The organism is Cupriavidus gilardii (genome assembly GCF_013347325.1).
Classification (GTDB): domain Bacteria; phylum Pseudomonadota; class Gammaproteobacteria; order Burkholderiales; family Burkholderiaceae; genus Cupriavidus; species Cupriavidus gilardii.
In genome coordinates this window covers 406,601-423,156 of sequence record NZ_CP054626.1, presented here as the reverse complement: position 1 = coordinate 423,156, position 16,556 = coordinate 406,601, and the positions used below count along the sequence as shown (strand labels likewise).

The window sequence follows — 16,556 nt, the reverse complement described above, 5'->3', positions numbered from 1 at the left end:
GTGCGACACGCCCGCGTGGCGTGCATCGTCTTCCGCCACCATGGGCCATGCGGACCCGGCGCCGCCCGATCCTTTATCATTAGCGGTTTCCCGAATGCCAGGGCCGATGCCCAGGGCGGCGCGGACATGACGCGCCGCGACCCCGAGCCGCCCCCTGCGCCCCGCTTCGCGGCGCCGGCCCTTCGCCTTCTTCCGTCCATCCAATCCGGCCCCGCGCCGGTCGTCGACATGACCCGCAAGACAGCCAGCAAACCCGACTACCTGAAGAAGATCCTGACCGCCAAGGTGTACGACGTGGCGCAGGAGACCGAGCTGACCTACGCCCGCGAACTGTCGGCGCGAATCGGCAACGGGGTCTGGTTCAAGCGCGAGGACACCCAGCCGGTGTTCTCGTTCAAGCTGCGCGGCGCCTACAACAAGATGGCCTCGCTGACCGCCGACGAACTGAAGCGCGGCGTGATCGCCGCCTCCGCGGGCAACCACGCGCAGGGCGTCGCGCTGGCCGCCGCGCGGATGGAATGCAAGGCCATCATCGCGATGCCGGTGACCACGCCGCAGGTCAAGATCGACGCGGTGCGCAAGCACGGCGGCAAGTGGGTGCAGGTGGTGCTGCACGGCGAATCGTACAGCGACGCCTACCAGCACGCCGCCGAACTGCAGCGCAAGCACAAGCTGACCTTCATCCATCCGTTCGACGATCCCGAGGTGATCGCCGGCCAAGGCACCGTCGCCATGGAAATCCTGCGCCAGCACCCGGGCCCGATCCACGCGGTGTTCGTCGCGATCGGCGGCGGCGGCCTGATCGCCGGCGTGGCGTCGTACATCAAGGCGGTGCGCCCCGAGATCAAGGTGATCGGCGTGCAGACGGTCGATTCCGATGCGATGAAGCGCTCGATCGACGCCGGCAAGCGCGTCGAGCTGAAGGACGTGGGCCTGTTCTCGGACGGCACCGCGGTCAAGCTGGCCGGCAAGGAGACCTTCCGCATCGCGCGCGAGCTGGTCGACGAGATCGTGCTGGTCGATACCGATGCGCTGTGCGCCGGCGTCAAGGACGTGTTCCAGGACACGCGCAGCATCCTGGAGCCCTCGGGCGCGCTGGCCGTCGCCGGCCTGAAGGCGTATGCCGAGCGCGAGAAGCTCAAGGGCAAGAACCTGGTGGCGATCGCCTCGGGCGCCAACATGAACTTCGACCGCCTGCGCTTCGTCGCCGAACGTGCCGAGGTCGGCGAGGCGCGCGAGGCGGTGTTCGCGGTGACCATTCCGGAAGAGCGCGGCAGCTTTCGCCGCTTCTGCGAACAGCTGGGCACGCGCAACGTGACCGAGTTCAACTACCGGATCGCCGACAACCAGCTCGCGCATATCTTCGTCGGCGTGCAGATCGGCAGCCGCGCCGAAAGCGACAAGATCGCCGCGGCCTTCCGCCGCCACGGCTTTGCCGCGCTGGACCTGTCGAACGACGAACTGGCCAAGCAGCACATCCGCTATATGGTCGGCGGCCATTCGGCGCTGGCGCAGGACGAGCTGCTGTACCGCTTCGAATTTCCCGAGCGCCCCGGCGCGCTGATGAAATTCCTGTCGAGCATGAGCCCGAACTGGAACATCAGCCTGTTCCACTACCGCAACCAGGGCGCCGACACGTCGAACATCCTGGTCGGCATCCAGGTGCCGAAGAACGAGAAGCGCGAATTCAAGGCCTTCCTTGCCACGCTCGGTTACTTACACTGGGAAGAAACCGACAACCCCGTCTACAAGCTGTTCCTGGCGTGACGGCCTGCGACGCGCCGCCGAACCGCCCGCACCTTTGCGAACCTCTGCATCGCGGAACCCGACAGGAGTCCTCATGACCGTGCCCGAACATTCGCCGCTGGGCAAAGTCTCGGCCTACAAGACCGAGTACGACGCCAGCCTGCTGTTTCCGATCCCGCGCGCGCCCAAGCGCGCCGAGATCGGCCTGCCCGAAGGCCGCGCGGTGCCGTTCTTCGGCGTGGACATCTGGAATGCCTACGAGCTGTCCTGGCTCAATCCGAAGGGCAAGCCCCAGGTCGCGCTGGCGAGCTTCATCATTCCGGCCGACACGCCGAACATCATCGAATCGAAATCGTTCAAGCTGTACCTGAACAGCTTCAACCAGACCCGGCTCGAATCGCCCGAGGCGCTGCAGCAGCTGCTGCGCCAGGACCTGTCCGAAGCGACCGGCGGCGCGGTGCAGGTGCGGCTGACCGCCGAACCGGACTTCGCCCGCCAGCAGATGGGCGAGCTCGACGGCCTGCTGCTGGACCGGCTCGATATCGAGACCGATATCTACGAGCCGGCGCCACAGCTGCTGCGCGCCGACCAGGAAGAGACGCCGGTCGAGGAGACGCTGGTCTCGCATCTGCTGAAGTCGAACTGCCTGGTCACCGGCCAGCCCGACTGGGGCAGCGTGCAGATCCGCTATGTCGGCGCGCCGATCGACCAGGAGGGGCTGCTGAAGTATCTGATCTCGTTCCGCAACCACAACGAGTTCCACGAGCAGTGCGTCGAGCGCATCTTCATGGACGTGCTGCGCCAGTGCAAGCCGGTCAAGCTGGCGGTCTATGCCCGCTATACGCGGCGCGGCGGCCTCGACATCAACCCGTTCCGCACCAACTTCAACACGCCGTGGCCGGATAACCGGCGCAACGCGCGGCAGTAACCCCCAAGGCAAGGCAAGGCCAGGCCGGCGTGCGCGCGACAGCGCAACGCCGGCTTCTTTGTAACAGGCCTTGAATTAATTAATGTGCCAATTAATATCCAGCGAACGAGATCCCGACCATGACCGCCCGCCGCTCCCGCTCCTCCACCGCTTCCGCTGCCGCCCTGCCCGCTTCACCGCAGGAAGGCGCCCCGCTGCGCCGCCCTGGGCGTCCGGGGCGCAGCGCCGCAGCGGTCAAGGGCCTCGGCAGCGCGCCGGCGCGCGGACCGGGGCGCGCGCTTGCCGCCGAAGACCAGCGCGAGCGCCTGCTCGACGCCGCCGTCACGCTGTTTGCCGAGCACGGCATCGCGGCGACCCAGGTCAAGGCCATCGCGGCCCGGGCCGGCGTGACGCCGGCGCTGGTCCACTACTACTTCGGCGACCGCGGCCGCCTGCTCGATGCGGTCGCCGAGGAACGGCTGGGGCCGCTGGTCGACCGCGTGTTTGCGCCGGCCGGGCCCGATGATGCCAATGGCAGTGCCAATGCCAAGGCCGGCGACGCAGCCGCCGACATGGCCGCCGACCCCGCCGCGCTGCTGGCCTGCATTGCCGAGCGGCTGATCCGTGCGGCCGTCGCCACGCCGTGGTTTCCGGCGTTGTGGGTGCGCGAGATCGTCACCGGCGAGGGCCAGCTGCGCGAACGCGTGATGCAGCGCTTCGGCCTGCAGCGGCTGGGCGTCGTGGTCGCCGCGCTGAGCGCCGCGCGCGAGCGCGGCCGCATCGATGCCGCGCTCGCGCCGCCGCTGCTGATGGTCTCGGTGATCGGGCTGGCGCTGCTGCCGCTAGCGACCGGCCACATCTGGCGGCGTCTGCCCGGCGCCGATGCCGTCGATGTCGACGCCATGGTCGCGCATGCGCGCGCGCTGCTGACGCATGGCATCCGGCCCGCGGAACGCCCCTCTACCGACGCATCTACCCACCCTTCTGCGCTCCCCGAGGCGCCGCCCACCGATCACCGCAAGGGCCGCTCCGCCGGTCGCCGCTGACCGCCACCGACCCACCCAGCCGCCATGCCCGCCGCTCACTTACCGCAGATCGATTGCCACCCACCCGCATCGCCTCCGGCAGCGCGATGGAGCGCGCGGTCCCGGGCTGGCGCGCTGGCGGCGGCGCTGGTGCTGTCCGGCTGCGGCGACCCGCCGCCCGCGCGCTGGCAGGGCTATGTCGAAGGCGAGTTCGTCCATCTCGCCTCGCCGTTTGCCGGACGGCTGGAGCGGCTGAACGTCGAGCGCGGCCAGCAGGTCGCCGCCGGCGCGCCGCTGTTCGCGCTGGAGACCGACGAAGAATCGACCGCCCGCGCGCAGGCGGTGGCCCAGCTCGACGCCGCGCAGGCCGAGCTCGCCGATCTGCAGACCGGCCGGCGGCCCCCGGAGATCGACGCCGTCCGCGCGCAACTGGCGCAGGCCGAGGCCGCGGCGCAGCGCAGCGCCGCCGCGCTGGCGCGCGACGAGGCCCAGCTGCGCATCGGCGCGATCCCGCAAGCCCAGCTCGAGCAGAGCCGCGCCACCGCGCAGGCCGACGCCGCCCGTGTGCGCGAGTTGCGCAGCGATCTGGCGGTGGCGCGCCTGCCCGGCCGCGAGGCGCGCCGAGGGGCGCAGCAGGCCCAGGTCGAGGCCGCGCGCGCCGCGCTGGCGCAGGCCGACTGGCGGCTGTCGCGCAAGGCGATCGCCGCGCCCGCGGCCAGCCTGGTCTACGACACGCTCTACCGGCAGGGCGAATGGGTGCCGGCGGGCAGTCCGGTGGTGCGGCTGCTGCCGCCGGGCAACGTCAAGGTCCGCTTCTTCGTGCCCGAAGCGGCGATCGGCACGCTGCGGCCCGGGCAAGCCGTACGGCTGACCTGCGACGGCTGCGGCGCCGCGATCCCCGCCACCATCCGCTATGTCTCGAGCCAGGCCGAATACACGCCGCCGGTGATCTACAGCAACGAAACGCGGCGCAAGCTGGTCTTCCTGGTCGAGGCGCACCCGGCGCCTGCCGACGCGCCGCGCCTGCATCCAGGCCAGCCGGTGGAGGTCGAGCCGGCCGCAGCCGAAGCCACCGCACCCGCGTCGGCAGCGCCGGCCAGCGGAGCACGCCGATGAACGGCACCGTGCCAGCCGGCACTTCGGCGGCCGAGCGCGGCGCACCCGAACTGGCGATCGACGTGCACGACCTCGGCAAGCGCTTCGGCGACAAGCAGGTCGTCGACGGCCTGACGCTGCAGGTGCGCCGCGGCGAGATCTTCGGCTTCCTCGGCCCCAACGGCAGCGGCAAGACCACGTCGATCCGCATGATGTGCGGGCTGCTGACGCCCGACGCCGGCCACGGCACCTGCCTGGGCTTCGATATCCTGCGCGACAGCGCGCAGATCAAGCGCCGCGTCGGCTATATGACGCAGAAATTCTCGTACTGGGAAGACCTGTCGATCCGCGAGAACCTGGACTTCGTCGCGCGCGTCTACGGCGTGCCCGACCGCAAGGCGGCGGTCGAGCGGGCGCTGGACGGACTGGGGCTGGCCAGCCGCGCGCGCCAGCTCGCCGGCGCGCTGTCGGGCGGCTGGAAGCAGCGGCTGGCGCTGGCGGCCTGCCTGCTGCACGAACCCGAGCTGCTGCTGCTCGACGAGCCGACCGCCGGCGTCGATCCGAAGGCGCGCCGCGATTTCTGGGAGCAGCTGCATCGGCTCGCCGCCCACGGCATCTCGGTGCTGGTCAGCACGCACTACATGGACGAGGCCGAGCGCTGCCACAAGCTGGCCTATATCGCCTACGGCAAGTTGCTGGCGCAGGGCCTGTCGACGTGGTCAGTCGAAGGCGGCGACCTGAACGCGCTGTCGCGCCGGCTCGCCGACGAGCCGGCCGTCGAGCAGACCGTCGTGTTCGGCAACGCGCTGCACGTGACCGGCCGCGACGCCTCGGCGCTGGAAGCCACGCTGCGGCGGCTGGCCGGCGAGGGCCGGCATCGGATCGCGCCGGTGGACACCAGCCTGGAGGACGTGTTCATCCACATGATGAACCGGGCGGACGACAACATGCGTGCCGACAACAAGCTGCGCGCCGGTGAGAGGGCCGCCGGCCCTACACGGAGGACCGGACCGTGAGTGGCGATGTACGGGCCGATGCGAGCGGCGATGCGAGAGGCCATGTGAAAGGCGAACGGCGCGCCGGCGACGAGCGCCTCGGCTTCTCGCTGCGGCGCTGGTGGAGCATCGTGCTGAAGGAATTCCTGCAGCTGCGCCGCGACCGGGTGACCTTCGGCATGATCGTCGGGCTGCCGGTGCTGCAGCTGCTGCTGTTCGGCTTCGCCATCAATACCGATCCGCGCCAGCTGCCGACCGGCGTGATCGCCGCGGACCACAGCGAATTCACCCGCTCGCTGGTCGCCAGCATGCAGGCCTCGCGCTATTTCCGCGTGGTCGGCACGCTGCCCGACGAGGCGGCGGGACGCGAGGCGCTGATGCGCGGCGAGCTGCAGTTCGTCGTCACCATTCCGCCCGACTTCACGCGCCGGCTGCTGCGCGGCGAGCGGCCCGCGGTGCTGGTCGAGGCCGACGCCACCGATCCGTCGGCGACCGGCGCCGCGCTGGCGGCGCTGTCGCAGATGCCGGTCGCGGTCGCCGACAAGGACCTGAAGGGCCCGCTGGCTCCGCTCGCCGGCGGCAAGCCCGCCTTCGACGTGCAGGTGCACCGGCTCTACAACCCCGAGGGGTTGACCCAGTACAACATCGTGCCGGGCCTGATGGGCGTGATCCTGTCGATGACGATGGTGATGATGACCGGCTTGGCGATGACGCGCGAACGCGAGCGCGGCACGATGGAAAACCTGCTCGCCACGCCGGTGCGCCCGCTCGAGGTGATGAGCGGCAAGATCGTGCCCTATGTCTTCATCGGCCTGATCCAGAGCACCATCATCCTGCTGGCGGCGCGCTGGGTCTTCGGCGTGCCCTTCGTCGGCTCGGTGATCGCCGTCTACCTGGCCGCGCTGCTGTTCATCGCCGCCAACCTGACGGTCGGCATCACGCTGTCGTCGCTGGCGCAGAACCAGCTGCAGGCGATGCAGCTGACCTTCTTCTACTTCCTGCCCGGCATCCTGCTGTCGGGCTTCATGTTCCCGTTCCAGGGCATGCCGCAGTGGGCGCAGGCGATCGGCAACCTGCTGCCGATGACCTACTTCCATCGGATGATCCGCGGCATCCTGCTCAAGGGCAGCGGCTGGGCCGAGCTCTGGCCCAATGTCTGGCCGCTGCTGCTGTTCACCGCGGTGGTGATGGCGATCGCGGTGCGCTTCTACCGCCGGACGCTCGATTGAGGCCGGTGAGGCCATGACCGCCGCCGCGACGGTGACGAGCGACCGATGCGCTCGCCCCACCTGGATGCCTGCGAGGAGATTGCGATGACCCTGTCCGCGTTCCGATGCAAAGGGCTGGCGCCGTTGGCCGGCGCCGCCGCACTGCTGGCCGGCTGCGCGGTCGGCCCCGACTTCGTCGCACCGCCCGCGCCGGAAGGCGCGCGCCATGGCGCCGCGCCCTTGCCTTCGACGACGATGTCCGCGCCGGCACCGCACGGCCAGGCGCAGCGCCTGGTCGATGGCGCCGACGTGCCGGCGCAATGGTGGTCGCTGTTCGGCAGCCCCGCGCTCGATGGCGCGATCCGCACCGCGCTGGCCAACAGCCCGACGCTGGCCCAGGCGCAGGCCAGCCTCGAGCGCGCGCAGCACGACTACGCGGCCGCGGCCGGCATCGCGCAGTGGCCCGCGATCGATGCGCGGCTCGACGCCGCCCGCCAGCAGGTCAATATCGAATCGATGGGCATCACCGCCTTTCCCAGTCCCCCGCCGTTCACGCTGTACGGCGCGTCGGTGCGGGTCTCCTATGTGCTGGACCTGTTCGGCGCGCAGCGGCGCGAACTCGAAGGCCTGCGCGCGGCGGTCGACTTCCAGCGCTTCGAGCTCGAGGCGGCGCGGCTGTCGCTCGCGGCCAATGTCGCCACTGCCGCCATCCGCGAGGCCAGCCTGCGCGCGCAGATCGAAGACACCGAGGCGCTGATCGACGCGCAGCGGCGGCAACTGGCGATCGTCGAACAAGGGGTCGCGCTGGGCGGCACTGCGAGGGTCGAGGCAGAGCGCCAACGCGGCGAGCTGGCGCAAACCGAAGCGCTGCTGCCGGGCCTGACGAGGCAACTGGCGGCGACGCGCCATCAGTTGGCGGTCTATCTCGGATTGCCGCCGGCGGCGGCGGCGGACCCGGGCGCCGAGAGCGAGCGAGGGCCGGCCGGCGCCACCGCAAACGCCAACGCCGACGCCGACGCCGTGCCGGTATTCCGCCTTGCCGAACTGCGGCTGCCCGACGCCTTGCCGGTCAGCCTGCCGTCGACGCTGGCGCGGCGGCGTCCCGATATCCGCGCGGCCGAGGCGCTGCTGCATCGGGCCAGCGCCGATATCGGCGTCGCCACCGCCAACCTGTATCCGAGCCTGACGCTGTCGGCGAGCGCGGGCACGCAATCGCGCACGGGCGGCGATCTGTTCGATCACCTCAATGTCTGGAATGTCGCCGCGGGACTGGTGCAGCCGGTGTTTCGCGGCGGCGCGCTGCGGGCGCGGCAACGCGCCGCGCAGGCGGCCTATCGGCAGGCGCTGGCGGCGCACCGGCAGGCGGTGCTGCAGGGGCTGCGCGAGGTCGCCGATGCGCTGCAGGCGCTGCACAGCGATGCCGCGACGCTGCGCGCGCGGGCCGAGGCGGCCCGGCGCGCCGCCTCGACGCTGGCCATCGTCACCGAGCAGTACCGGCTGGGCGGCGTCAGCCAGCTGGCGCTGATCGACGCGCAGCGCCAGCATCGCGAGACCACGCTGGCGCTGACGCGCGCCAGCGCCGACCGTCTGGCGGATTCCGCCGCGCTGCTGCAGGCCCTGGGCGGCGGCTGGTGGCAGGCCGAGGCGGAAACCGACGGCGCGCCGCAGGGCCGGGCCGCCGCCCCGGCAACGACGGCCTTGCGCTGAATCCCGGCCCCGGCGCTCGCGTCGGGCCTTCGCTCAGACTAGTGACCGCGGCGCCAGCAGCGCGGCGACGTCGCGCTGTCCCGCGGACTGCGCCAGCGTCAGCGCGGTGTGCCCCTTCGCATTGCGCAGCTGCGCATTGGCGCCGGCATCGAGCAGCAGTCCAACCACGCCGGCATCACCGGACCGTGCGGCAACCATCAGCGCCGTCATGCCATGCTGATCGGCCGCGTCGACGCTGGCGCCGGCCTGCAGCAGCAAGGTCACCGTGCGCGCGCGTACGGCGGGGGACCGCCCCAGCTCGTCGCTGCCGACCGCCAGCAGCAGCGGCGTGCGCATCGCGGCGTTGCGCTGCTGGATGCCATCGCCGGCGCCATGCATCACCAGCATCGCCACCACCTCCGGATGCAGCGCCGCGGCCGCGTAGTGCAGCGGCGTCCAGCCTTCGGCCTGGCGCGCGCGCGGATCGGCGCCGGCTGCCAGCAGCGTCGCCGCCACGTCGGCATGGCCGTAGACCGTGGCGCGCATCAGCGGCGTGCGGCGCGCGGCGTCGCGGCTGTCGACGGCCGCACCATGCGCAAGCAGCAGCGCCACGGCCTCGCGCTGGCCGAAGGTGGCGGCGCGCGCCAGCGGCGTCTCGCCGTCCGGGAAGGAAGCCAGGTCGACCAGCCATGCGCCGTGCGGCTGCGCCGCCGCGATCAGCTCGCGCATCGCCGCCAGCTGGCCGCGTCCGGCGGCGATGGCCAGCGCCCCGTGGCCGCGCGGCGACAGCGGCAGCGACAACGATTCGGGGCGCGCCAGCCACGGCCTCAGTTGCCCGATGTCGCCGCTGCCGGCGGCGTGCGCCAGTTCGTCGGTGCCGCTGCTTGCGAGCCAGTCGAGATAGTCCGCCACCAGTTCCCCGATGGTCGCCGTCAGTGCCGCGTCGCCTGCCAGCGCACCGCCGTCCGCCAGCGGCGCCACTGCCACCGGCGGCCGACGATCGGCATTGCGGGCCGACAGCGCCAGCTTCGCGGCGTGCATGCCCTGCTGCTCGAGCTGGCGCAGCAGCGCACGCACCAGCTGCGGCGCGGACGGCCGGATCCGGAAAGCCAGATGCAGCGCGGTATCGCCGTCGGCGTTGGTCAGCGCGGGATCGGCGCCGTGCCGCAGCAGCGCTTCGACCGTCTTCAGCTCGCCGCCGGCCAGCAGCGCCCGATGCAGCGCGGTATTGCCACCGGGGTCCGGCAAGCGCAACAGCGCGGGCTGGGCGCCGGCGAGCGTATCGACCGCCGCCGCGTCGCCGCGCGCGATGGCCGCATGCAGGTCGGCGACCGCCGCCGCTTCGACGGTCGGTGCGCCGCCCGGCGCGCCGGCAGGCTTGGCGTCGATGAAACTCCTGGTTGGTAGCACCATGCGTGTTCTCCTGGCATTTGGGATGGGCGCCGCGCAGGGTCGCGGCACCGATTGCCAGCCGGGTGCCGAGGAGGCGGGCTGGCGGCGTGAGGGGCGGCGGTGGGCTGGCGGATCGCTGCGGGTGGCTGCCGATGGCTCGTCATGGCCGGCGGCCGCCGGGCTGCCTGCGGAATTCCGGAGGCCGAGCGGTATGCCGCTCGACCGGACGCGCCCACCGCCGGCGCGGCCATGCTATGAGGCCCGGCAGGCGGAGTCTTCTCGAAAACACCCGGAATCTGTGCAAAGGGGCGCGCCCGGGACCGGCGGCAGTCGGTGCGCAAGCCCACGCCCGGCAAGCCATGGCGGGCCGCCAGGCGGCGTCGGAGTGGCATCCGGACGGGTCCGCGGGACTTTTGCTAAAGTTTACGCCCGACTTTCCACCGCCCCGGCTCCCCGGCGCGGTGCGCCCACCGAAAGGATTCCTCCCCATGTCTTCCGGCGTCATCCGCATCCGCGGCGCGCGTCAGCACAATCTCAAGCAAGTCGATCTGGACCTGCGCACCGGCGAAATGACGGTGGTCACGGGTCCGTCCGGCTCCGGCAAATCCAGCCTGGTCTTCGATACCCTCTATGCCGAAGGGCAGCGGCGCTATGTCGAGACGTTCAGCGCCTACGCCCGCCAGTTCCTCGACCGGATGGACCGGCCCCAGGTCGAGCGCGTCGAAGGCGTGCCGCCGGCGATCGCGATCGACCAGACCAATCCGGTGCGCAGCTCGCGCTCGACGGTCGGCACCATGACGGAGCTGAACGACCACCTGAAGCTGCTGTTCGCGCGCGCCGCCCAGCTGTTCGACCGCGAAACGGCGCTGCCGGTACGCCACGACACCCCCGAGACGATCTACGCCGAACTCCTCGAACGCACCCGCGACGGCGACCCGCGCCTGGCGGTGACCTTCCCGGTCGAACTGCCGGAATCGGCGACCGAGGACGAGATCGCGCAATGGCTGTCGGTCAGCGGCTATACCCGGGTGCAGGCGCAGCGCGTGGTCAACTCGCCGACCGGCCCGCGCAAGATGCTCGACGTGGTGGCCGACCGCTTCCGGCTGCAGCGCGCCGACAAGGCGCGCGTGGTCGAGGCAATCGAGTCGTCGCTCAAGCGCGGCGCCGGCCGCGTCAATATCTACGTGCTGCCCGAGGGCGACACCGCAGCAGCAGCAGCAGCAGACAGCGAAGCGACCATCTGGCGCTTCTCCACCGGCCTGCACTGCCCAGAGAGCGACCTGCGCTATGCCGACCCGCAGCCGGCGCTGTTCTCGTTCAACTCCGCCTATGGCGCCTGCGAGGCCTGCCGCGGCTTCGGCCGCGTGATCGGCGTCGATCTCGGCCTGGTGATCCCCGACGGGCGCAAGACGCTGCGCCAGGGCGCGATCAAGCCGATGCAGACGCCGGCCTGGAAGGAGTGCCAGGACGACCTGATGCGCTACGCGGCGCGCGCCGGCATTCCGCGCGACACGCCGTGGGCCGAGCTGACGCAGCAACAGCGCGACTGGGTCATCGATGGCGATCCCGCCTGGAACGGCAAGTGGAACAGCCAGTGGTACGGCGTGCGCCGCTTCTTCGACTACCTGGAGTCGAAGGCCTACAAGATGCATATCCGCGTGCTGCTGTCGAAGTACCGCAGCTACACGCTGTGCGACGCCTGCGGCGGTGCGCGGCTCAAGACCGAGGCGATGCTGTGGCGCCTGGGCTCGCGCGAGAACGCCGATGCGGTGCTCGACCCGGCCCGCCGCGTGATGCCGCGCGGCGTCGGCTGGCGGCGCGAGCAGCTCGAGGCCCTGCCCGGCCTGACCGTGCACGACCTGATGCTGCTGCCGATCGAACGGATCCGCCGCTTCTTCGACACGCTGACCCTGCCCAGCGTGCTGCTCGACGACGCGCTGAAGCTGCTGCTGACCGAGGTGCGCACGCGCGTGAAGTACCTGTGCGACGTCGGCATCGGCTACCTGACGCTGGACCGCCAGAGCCGCACGCTGTCCGGCGGCGAGGTGCAGCGGATCAACCTGACCACCGCGCTCGGCACCTCGCTGGTCAACACGCTGTTCGTGCTCGACGAGCCGAGCATCGGCCTGCATCCGCGCGACCTGAACCGGATCGTCGAGGCGATGCGGCGGCTGCGCGATGCCGGCAATACGCTGGTGGTGGTCGAGCACGATCCGTCGGTGATGCTGGCCGCCGACCGCCTGATCGACATGGGGCCCGGCCCCGGCGAGCGCGGCGGCGAGATCGTCTACGACGGCACGCCGGCCGAAATCCGCCACGCCGGCACGCTGACCGGGCAATACCTCGGCGGCCAGCGCCGCGTCGCCGATGCGTCGGACTGGGTCCGCCGGCCGGTCGACGAGGCCACGCCTCGGCTGGTGCTCGAAGGCGCCAGCGAACACAACCTGCAGGACGTCACCGTGTCGATCCCGCTGCGGCGGCTGGTCTGCGTGACCGGCGTGTCGGGCTCGGGCAAGTCGACACTGATCCAGGACGTGCTGCACCCCGCGCTGGCCCGCCATTTCGGCCGCGCCACCGAAGCCCCCGGCGCGCACCGCGCTTTGGTCGGCGCCGAACAGATCGCCGATGCGGTGTTCGTCGACCAGTCGCCGATCGGCAAGACCGCGCGCTCGAATCCGGCCAGCTATGTCGGCGCCTTCGACGAGATCCGCAAGCTGTTCGCCAGGGCGCCGCTGGCCAAGCAGCGCGGCTACACCGCCGGCACCTTCAGCTTCAACTCGGGCGACGGACGCTGCCCGACCTGCGGCGGCTCGGGCTTCGAGCACGTCGAGATGCAGTTCCTGTCCGACGTCTACCTGCGCTGCCCCGATTGCGACGGCAGCCGCTATCGCGCCGAAATCCTGGAAGTGAAGATCGAACGCGGCGGCCGGGCGCTGGGCATCGCCGACGTGCTGGAGCTGACCGTCAGCGAGGCGGTGGCGCTGTTCGCCGCCGATGCCGAGGTGCTGCGCGTACTGCAGCCGATCGTCGACGTCGGCCTCGAATACGTGAAGCTGGGCCAGCCGGTGCCGACGCTGTCGGGCGGCGAAGCGCAGCGCCTGAAGCTGGCCGGCTTCCTCGCCGAGACCGCGCAGGCGGCGCGCAAGCGCGTCGCGCCGGACGCCAGCGAAGGCCGGCTGTTCATGTTCGACGAGCCGACCACCGGCCTGCACTTCGACGACATCGCCAAGCTGATGCGCGCCTTCGGCAAGCTGCTGGACGGCGGGCATTCGCTGATCGTGATCGAGCACAACCTGGACGTGATCCGCGCGGCCGACTGGCTGATCGATCTCGGCCCGGAAGGCGGCGACGCCGGTGGCCAGCTGGTCTGCGCGGGCACGCCGGACGACGTCAAGCGCTGCGCCCAGTCGCATACCGGCGCGGCGCTGCTGCAGTACGAAAGCCAGATCGGCCGCAGCGATGCGCAGGCCGAGCACGACGCGCTGCGGCTGCAGTCGGCGCACGGCTCGCCGGCGGCCCGCCGCGCGCGGCGCGCGCTGGCCGAGGTCCAGGGCGAGAACGTGGTGCGCATCGTCAACGCGCACGAGCACAACCTGAAGTCGCTGAACGTCGATATCCCGCACAACAAGTTCAATGTGGTGACCGGCGTATCGGGCTCGGGCAAGTCGACGCTGGCCTTCGACATCCTGTTCCACGAGGGCCAGCGGCGCTATCTCGAATCGCTGAACGCCTACGCGCGCTCGATCGTGCAGCCGGCGGGCCGGCCCGAGGTCGACGCCGTGTTCGGCATTCCGCCGACCGTCGCGATCGAACAGCGCCTGTCGCGCGGCGGCCGCAAGAGCACGGTGGCGACCACCTCCGAGGTCTGGCACTTCCTGCGGCTGCTGTACGTCAAGCTCGGCCTGCAGCACTGCGTGCACGACGGCACGCCGGTCAGCGCGCAGAGCGCCGAATCGATCGTCGCGCAGCTGCTGCGCGAATACCGCGGCCAGCATGTCGGCCTGCTGGCGCCGCTGGTGGTCAACCGCAAGGGCGTCTACACCGATCTCGCCAAGTGGGCGAAGGCGCGCGGCCATACGCATCTGCGTGTCGACGGCGCCTTCCTGCCGGTCGATCCGTGGCCGCGGCTGGACCGCTTCCGCGAACACACGATCGAGCTGCCGGTCGGCGACCTGGTGATCTCGCCCGACAACGAGGGTGAGCTGCGCACGCTGCTGGAGCAGGCGCTCGAGCACGGCAAGGGCGTGATGCACCTGCTGGCACCGCTCGATGGGCTGCGCGAAGCGTTCGGCAACGGCCACAACGGCGACGGCGTCGGCCAGACCAAGGTGTTCTCGACCAAGCGCGCCTGCCCGACCTGCGGCACCAGCTATCCCGAGCTCGATCCGCGCATGTTCTCGTACAACAGCAAGCACGGCTGGTGCGAAAGCTGCGTCGGCACCGGCCTGGCGCTGACGCGCGAACAGCGCGCCGCCTATGACGACAGCGTGATCGGCGGCGACGAACGCGGCCGCGAGCAGACGCTGCCGTCGGAGGAGATCGAACCAGAAGGCGTCGGCCATGCGGCCTGCCCCTCGTGCCACGGCACGCGGCTGAACCCGGCCGCGCGCGCGGTCAGCTTCGCCGGCCGCTCGATCGTCGACATCGCGCAGTGGACCGTGTCGCAGACCCGCGCGTGGATCGAGCAGCTGACGCTGCGCGGCCGCGACGCCGAGATCGCGCGCGACGTGGTCAGCGAAATCCGCAGCCGGCTCGAGTTCCTCGAGGAGGTCGGTCTGGGCTATCTGAGCCTGGACCGCGCCGCACCCAGCCTGTCGGGCGGCGAGGCGCAGCGGATCCGGCTGGCGGCGCAGCTCGGCAGCAATCTGCAGGGCGTCTGCTATGTGCTGGACGAACCGACCATCGGCCTGCATCCGCGCGACAACCGCATCCTGCTCGACGCGCTGCGCAAGCTCGGCGACAAGGGCAACACGCTGGTGGTGGTCGAGCACGACGAGGACACGATCCGCCGCGCCGACCACATCATCGACATCGGCCCCGGCGCCGGCAAGCGCGGCGGCCATGTGGTCGCGCAGGGCGGCGTCGCCGATCTGGCGGCGCAGCCGTCGTCGCTGACCGGGCAGTTCCTGGCCCGGCCGATCGTCCATCCGCTGCAGGCGCGCCGGCCGGTCACGGCACCAGCGCGAGGCAAGGCGAGCGCCGCCGACACGGCGGTGCCCGAGCGCTGGTTGACCGTGCATGGCGCGACGCTGCACAACCTGCGCAATGTCACCGCCAGCCTGCCGCTGTCGCGGCTGGTGGCCATCACCGGCGTCAGCGGCTCGGGCAAGTCCACGCTGGCGCGCGATGTGCTGATGACCAATCTGCTCGATGCGGTCGGCCGTTCGGTGCTGTCGTCGCCGGCCACGCGCCGCGCGCGCAAGTCGGCGCAGGCCGAGCCCGCCGCGGGCGCCAGCAAGGGCGTGAGCGTGAAGAAGCTCGACGTCCAGCATGTCTGGCAGGGCTGCGAGGCGGTGACCGGCTGGGAGGCGATCGATCGCGTGCTCGAGGTCGACCAGACTCCGATCGGCAAGACGCCGCGCTCCTGTCCGGCCACCTATATCGGCGTCTGGGACGCGATCCGCCGGCTGTTCGCCGAGACGCTGGAAGCGAAGGCCCGCGGTTACACCGCGTCCCGCTTCTCGTTCAACACCGGCGACGGCCGCTGCCCGGCCTGCGAGGGCCAGGGCGTGCGCACCATCGGCATGAGCTTCCTGCCGGACGTCAAGGTGCTGTGCGACGTCTGCCATGGCCAGCGCTTCAATGCGGAGACGCTGGCGGTCAGCTGGCGCGGCCGCAATATCGGCGAGGTGCTGACGATGGAGATCGACGAGGCGGTGGAATTCTTCGCCGCGCAGTCGAACATCGCGCATCCGCTGCAGCTGCTCAAGGACGTGGGGCTCGGCTATCTGACGCTGGGCCAGCCGTCGCCGACGCTGTCGGGCGGCGAGGCGCAGCGCATCAAGCTGGTCACCGAACTGGCCAAGGTGCGCGACGACGTCACGCGCCGCGGCCAGAAGCCGCCGCATACGCTGTACGTGCTCGACGAGCCGACCGTGGGCCTGCACATGGCCGACGTCGCCAGGCTGATCCGCGTGCTGCACCGTCTGGTCGACGGCGGCCACAGCGTGGTGGTGATCGAGCACGACCTCGACGTGATCGCCGAAGCCGACTGGGTCATCGATCTCGGCCCGGAGGGCGGCGACGGCGGCGGCACCATCGTCGCGGCCGCGCCGCCGGACGTGCTGGCACGCACGCCGGGCAGCCATACCGGGGCGGCGCTGGTGCCGGTGCTGGCGCGCACCGCGGCGGTGGCGGCCAACGAGGTCGGGCCAAGGGTGGTGCGCGGGGCGGTGGCGTAGGAAGGAACTGGCGAGCAGAAAGTCGAAAGGCCGCATCAAGCGGCCTTTCTTCTCTTTTGCGTCCTGGATCGTGACGTCCGTCGTATACCGAGAGCGCTGTC

At 71.1% G+C, this 16,556-nt stretch carries 9 protein-coding genes; 8 read left to right on the top strand and 1 reads right to left on the bottom strand.

The features are described from left to right. Positions 1–228: 228 nt before the first annotated feature. The 7 genes from ilvA to FOB47_RS12070 all read left to right on the top strand — a co-directional run bounded on the left by ilvA (position 229) and on the right by FOB47_RS12070 (position 8,683). A complete protein-coding gene (gene ilvA, locus FOB47_RS12100) occupies positions 229–1,767 on the top strand; it encodes a threonine ammonia-lyase, biosynthetic (RefSeq protein ID WP_053821060.1) in 1,539 nt (512 codons plus the stop codon). 73 nt (positions 1,768–1,840) lie between these two features. Then, the gene (gene queF, locus FOB47_RS12095; protein WP_053821059.1) at positions 1,841–2,674 is read left to right on the top strand and encodes an NADPH-dependent 7-cyano-7-deazaguanine reductase QueF; all 834 of its coding nucleotides are present in this window, start codon (positions 1,841–1,843) and stop codon (positions 2,672–2,674) included. A 119-nt stretch (positions 2,675–2,793) separates the two neighbouring features. Further along, positions 2,794–3,699: a TetR/AcrR family transcriptional regulator gene (locus tag FOB47_RS12090; protein WP_174781184.1), complete on the top strand. Its 906-nt coding sequence runs from the start codon at positions 2,794–2,796 to the stop codon at positions 3,697–3,699. A gap of 24 nt (positions 3,700–3,723) precedes the next feature. Further along, entirely contained in the window at positions 3,724–4,794 is a 1,071-nt protein-coding gene (locus tag FOB47_RS12085; protein ID WP_082371381.1) for an HlyD family secretion protein, read from the top strand. Next, complete coding sequence (locus FOB47_RS12080) at positions 4,791–5,789, top strand: ABC transporter ATP-binding protein (protein ID WP_174781183.1); 999 nt, start codon at positions 4,791–4,793, stop codon at positions 5,787–5,789. Before FOB47_RS12085 ends, FOB47_RS12080 begins: the two co-directional genes overlap by 4 nt. A 44-nt stretch (positions 5,790–5,833) precedes the next feature. Beyond that, entirely contained in the window at positions 5,834–6,997 is a 1,164-nt protein-coding gene (locus tag FOB47_RS12075) for an ABC transporter permease (RefSeq protein ID WP_053821057.1), read from the top strand. An 84-nt stretch (positions 6,998–7,081) separates the two neighbouring features. After that, positions 7,082–8,683 (top strand): efflux transporter outer membrane subunit, encoded by a 1,602-nt coding sequence (locus tag FOB47_RS12070; RefSeq protein ID WP_053822974.1) that lies wholly within the window; start codon positions 7,082–7,084, stop codon positions 8,681–8,683. Between the two features lie 33 nt (positions 8,684–8,716). Here the strand turns inward: FOB47_RS12070 and FOB47_RS12065 are convergent, their stop codons facing one another. Continuing rightward, positions 8,717–10,075 carry an ankyrin repeat domain-containing protein gene (locus FOB47_RS12065; protein ID WP_053821056.1) on the bottom strand — a complete coding sequence of 453 codons (1,359 nt, stop codon included), beginning with the start codon at positions 10,073–10,075 and terminating at the stop codon, positions 8,717–8,719. Between the two features lie 467 nt (positions 10,076–10,542). Here FOB47_RS12065 and uvrA point away from each other — a divergent pair, with 467 nt between their 5' ends. Further along, positions 10,543–16,455, top strand: a complete 5,913-nt coding sequence (gene uvrA / locus FOB47_RS12060; protein WP_174781182.1) for an excinuclease ABC subunit UvrA — start codon at positions 10,543–10,545, stop codon at positions 16,453–16,455. Positions 16,456–16,556 lie beyond the last annotated feature (101 nt).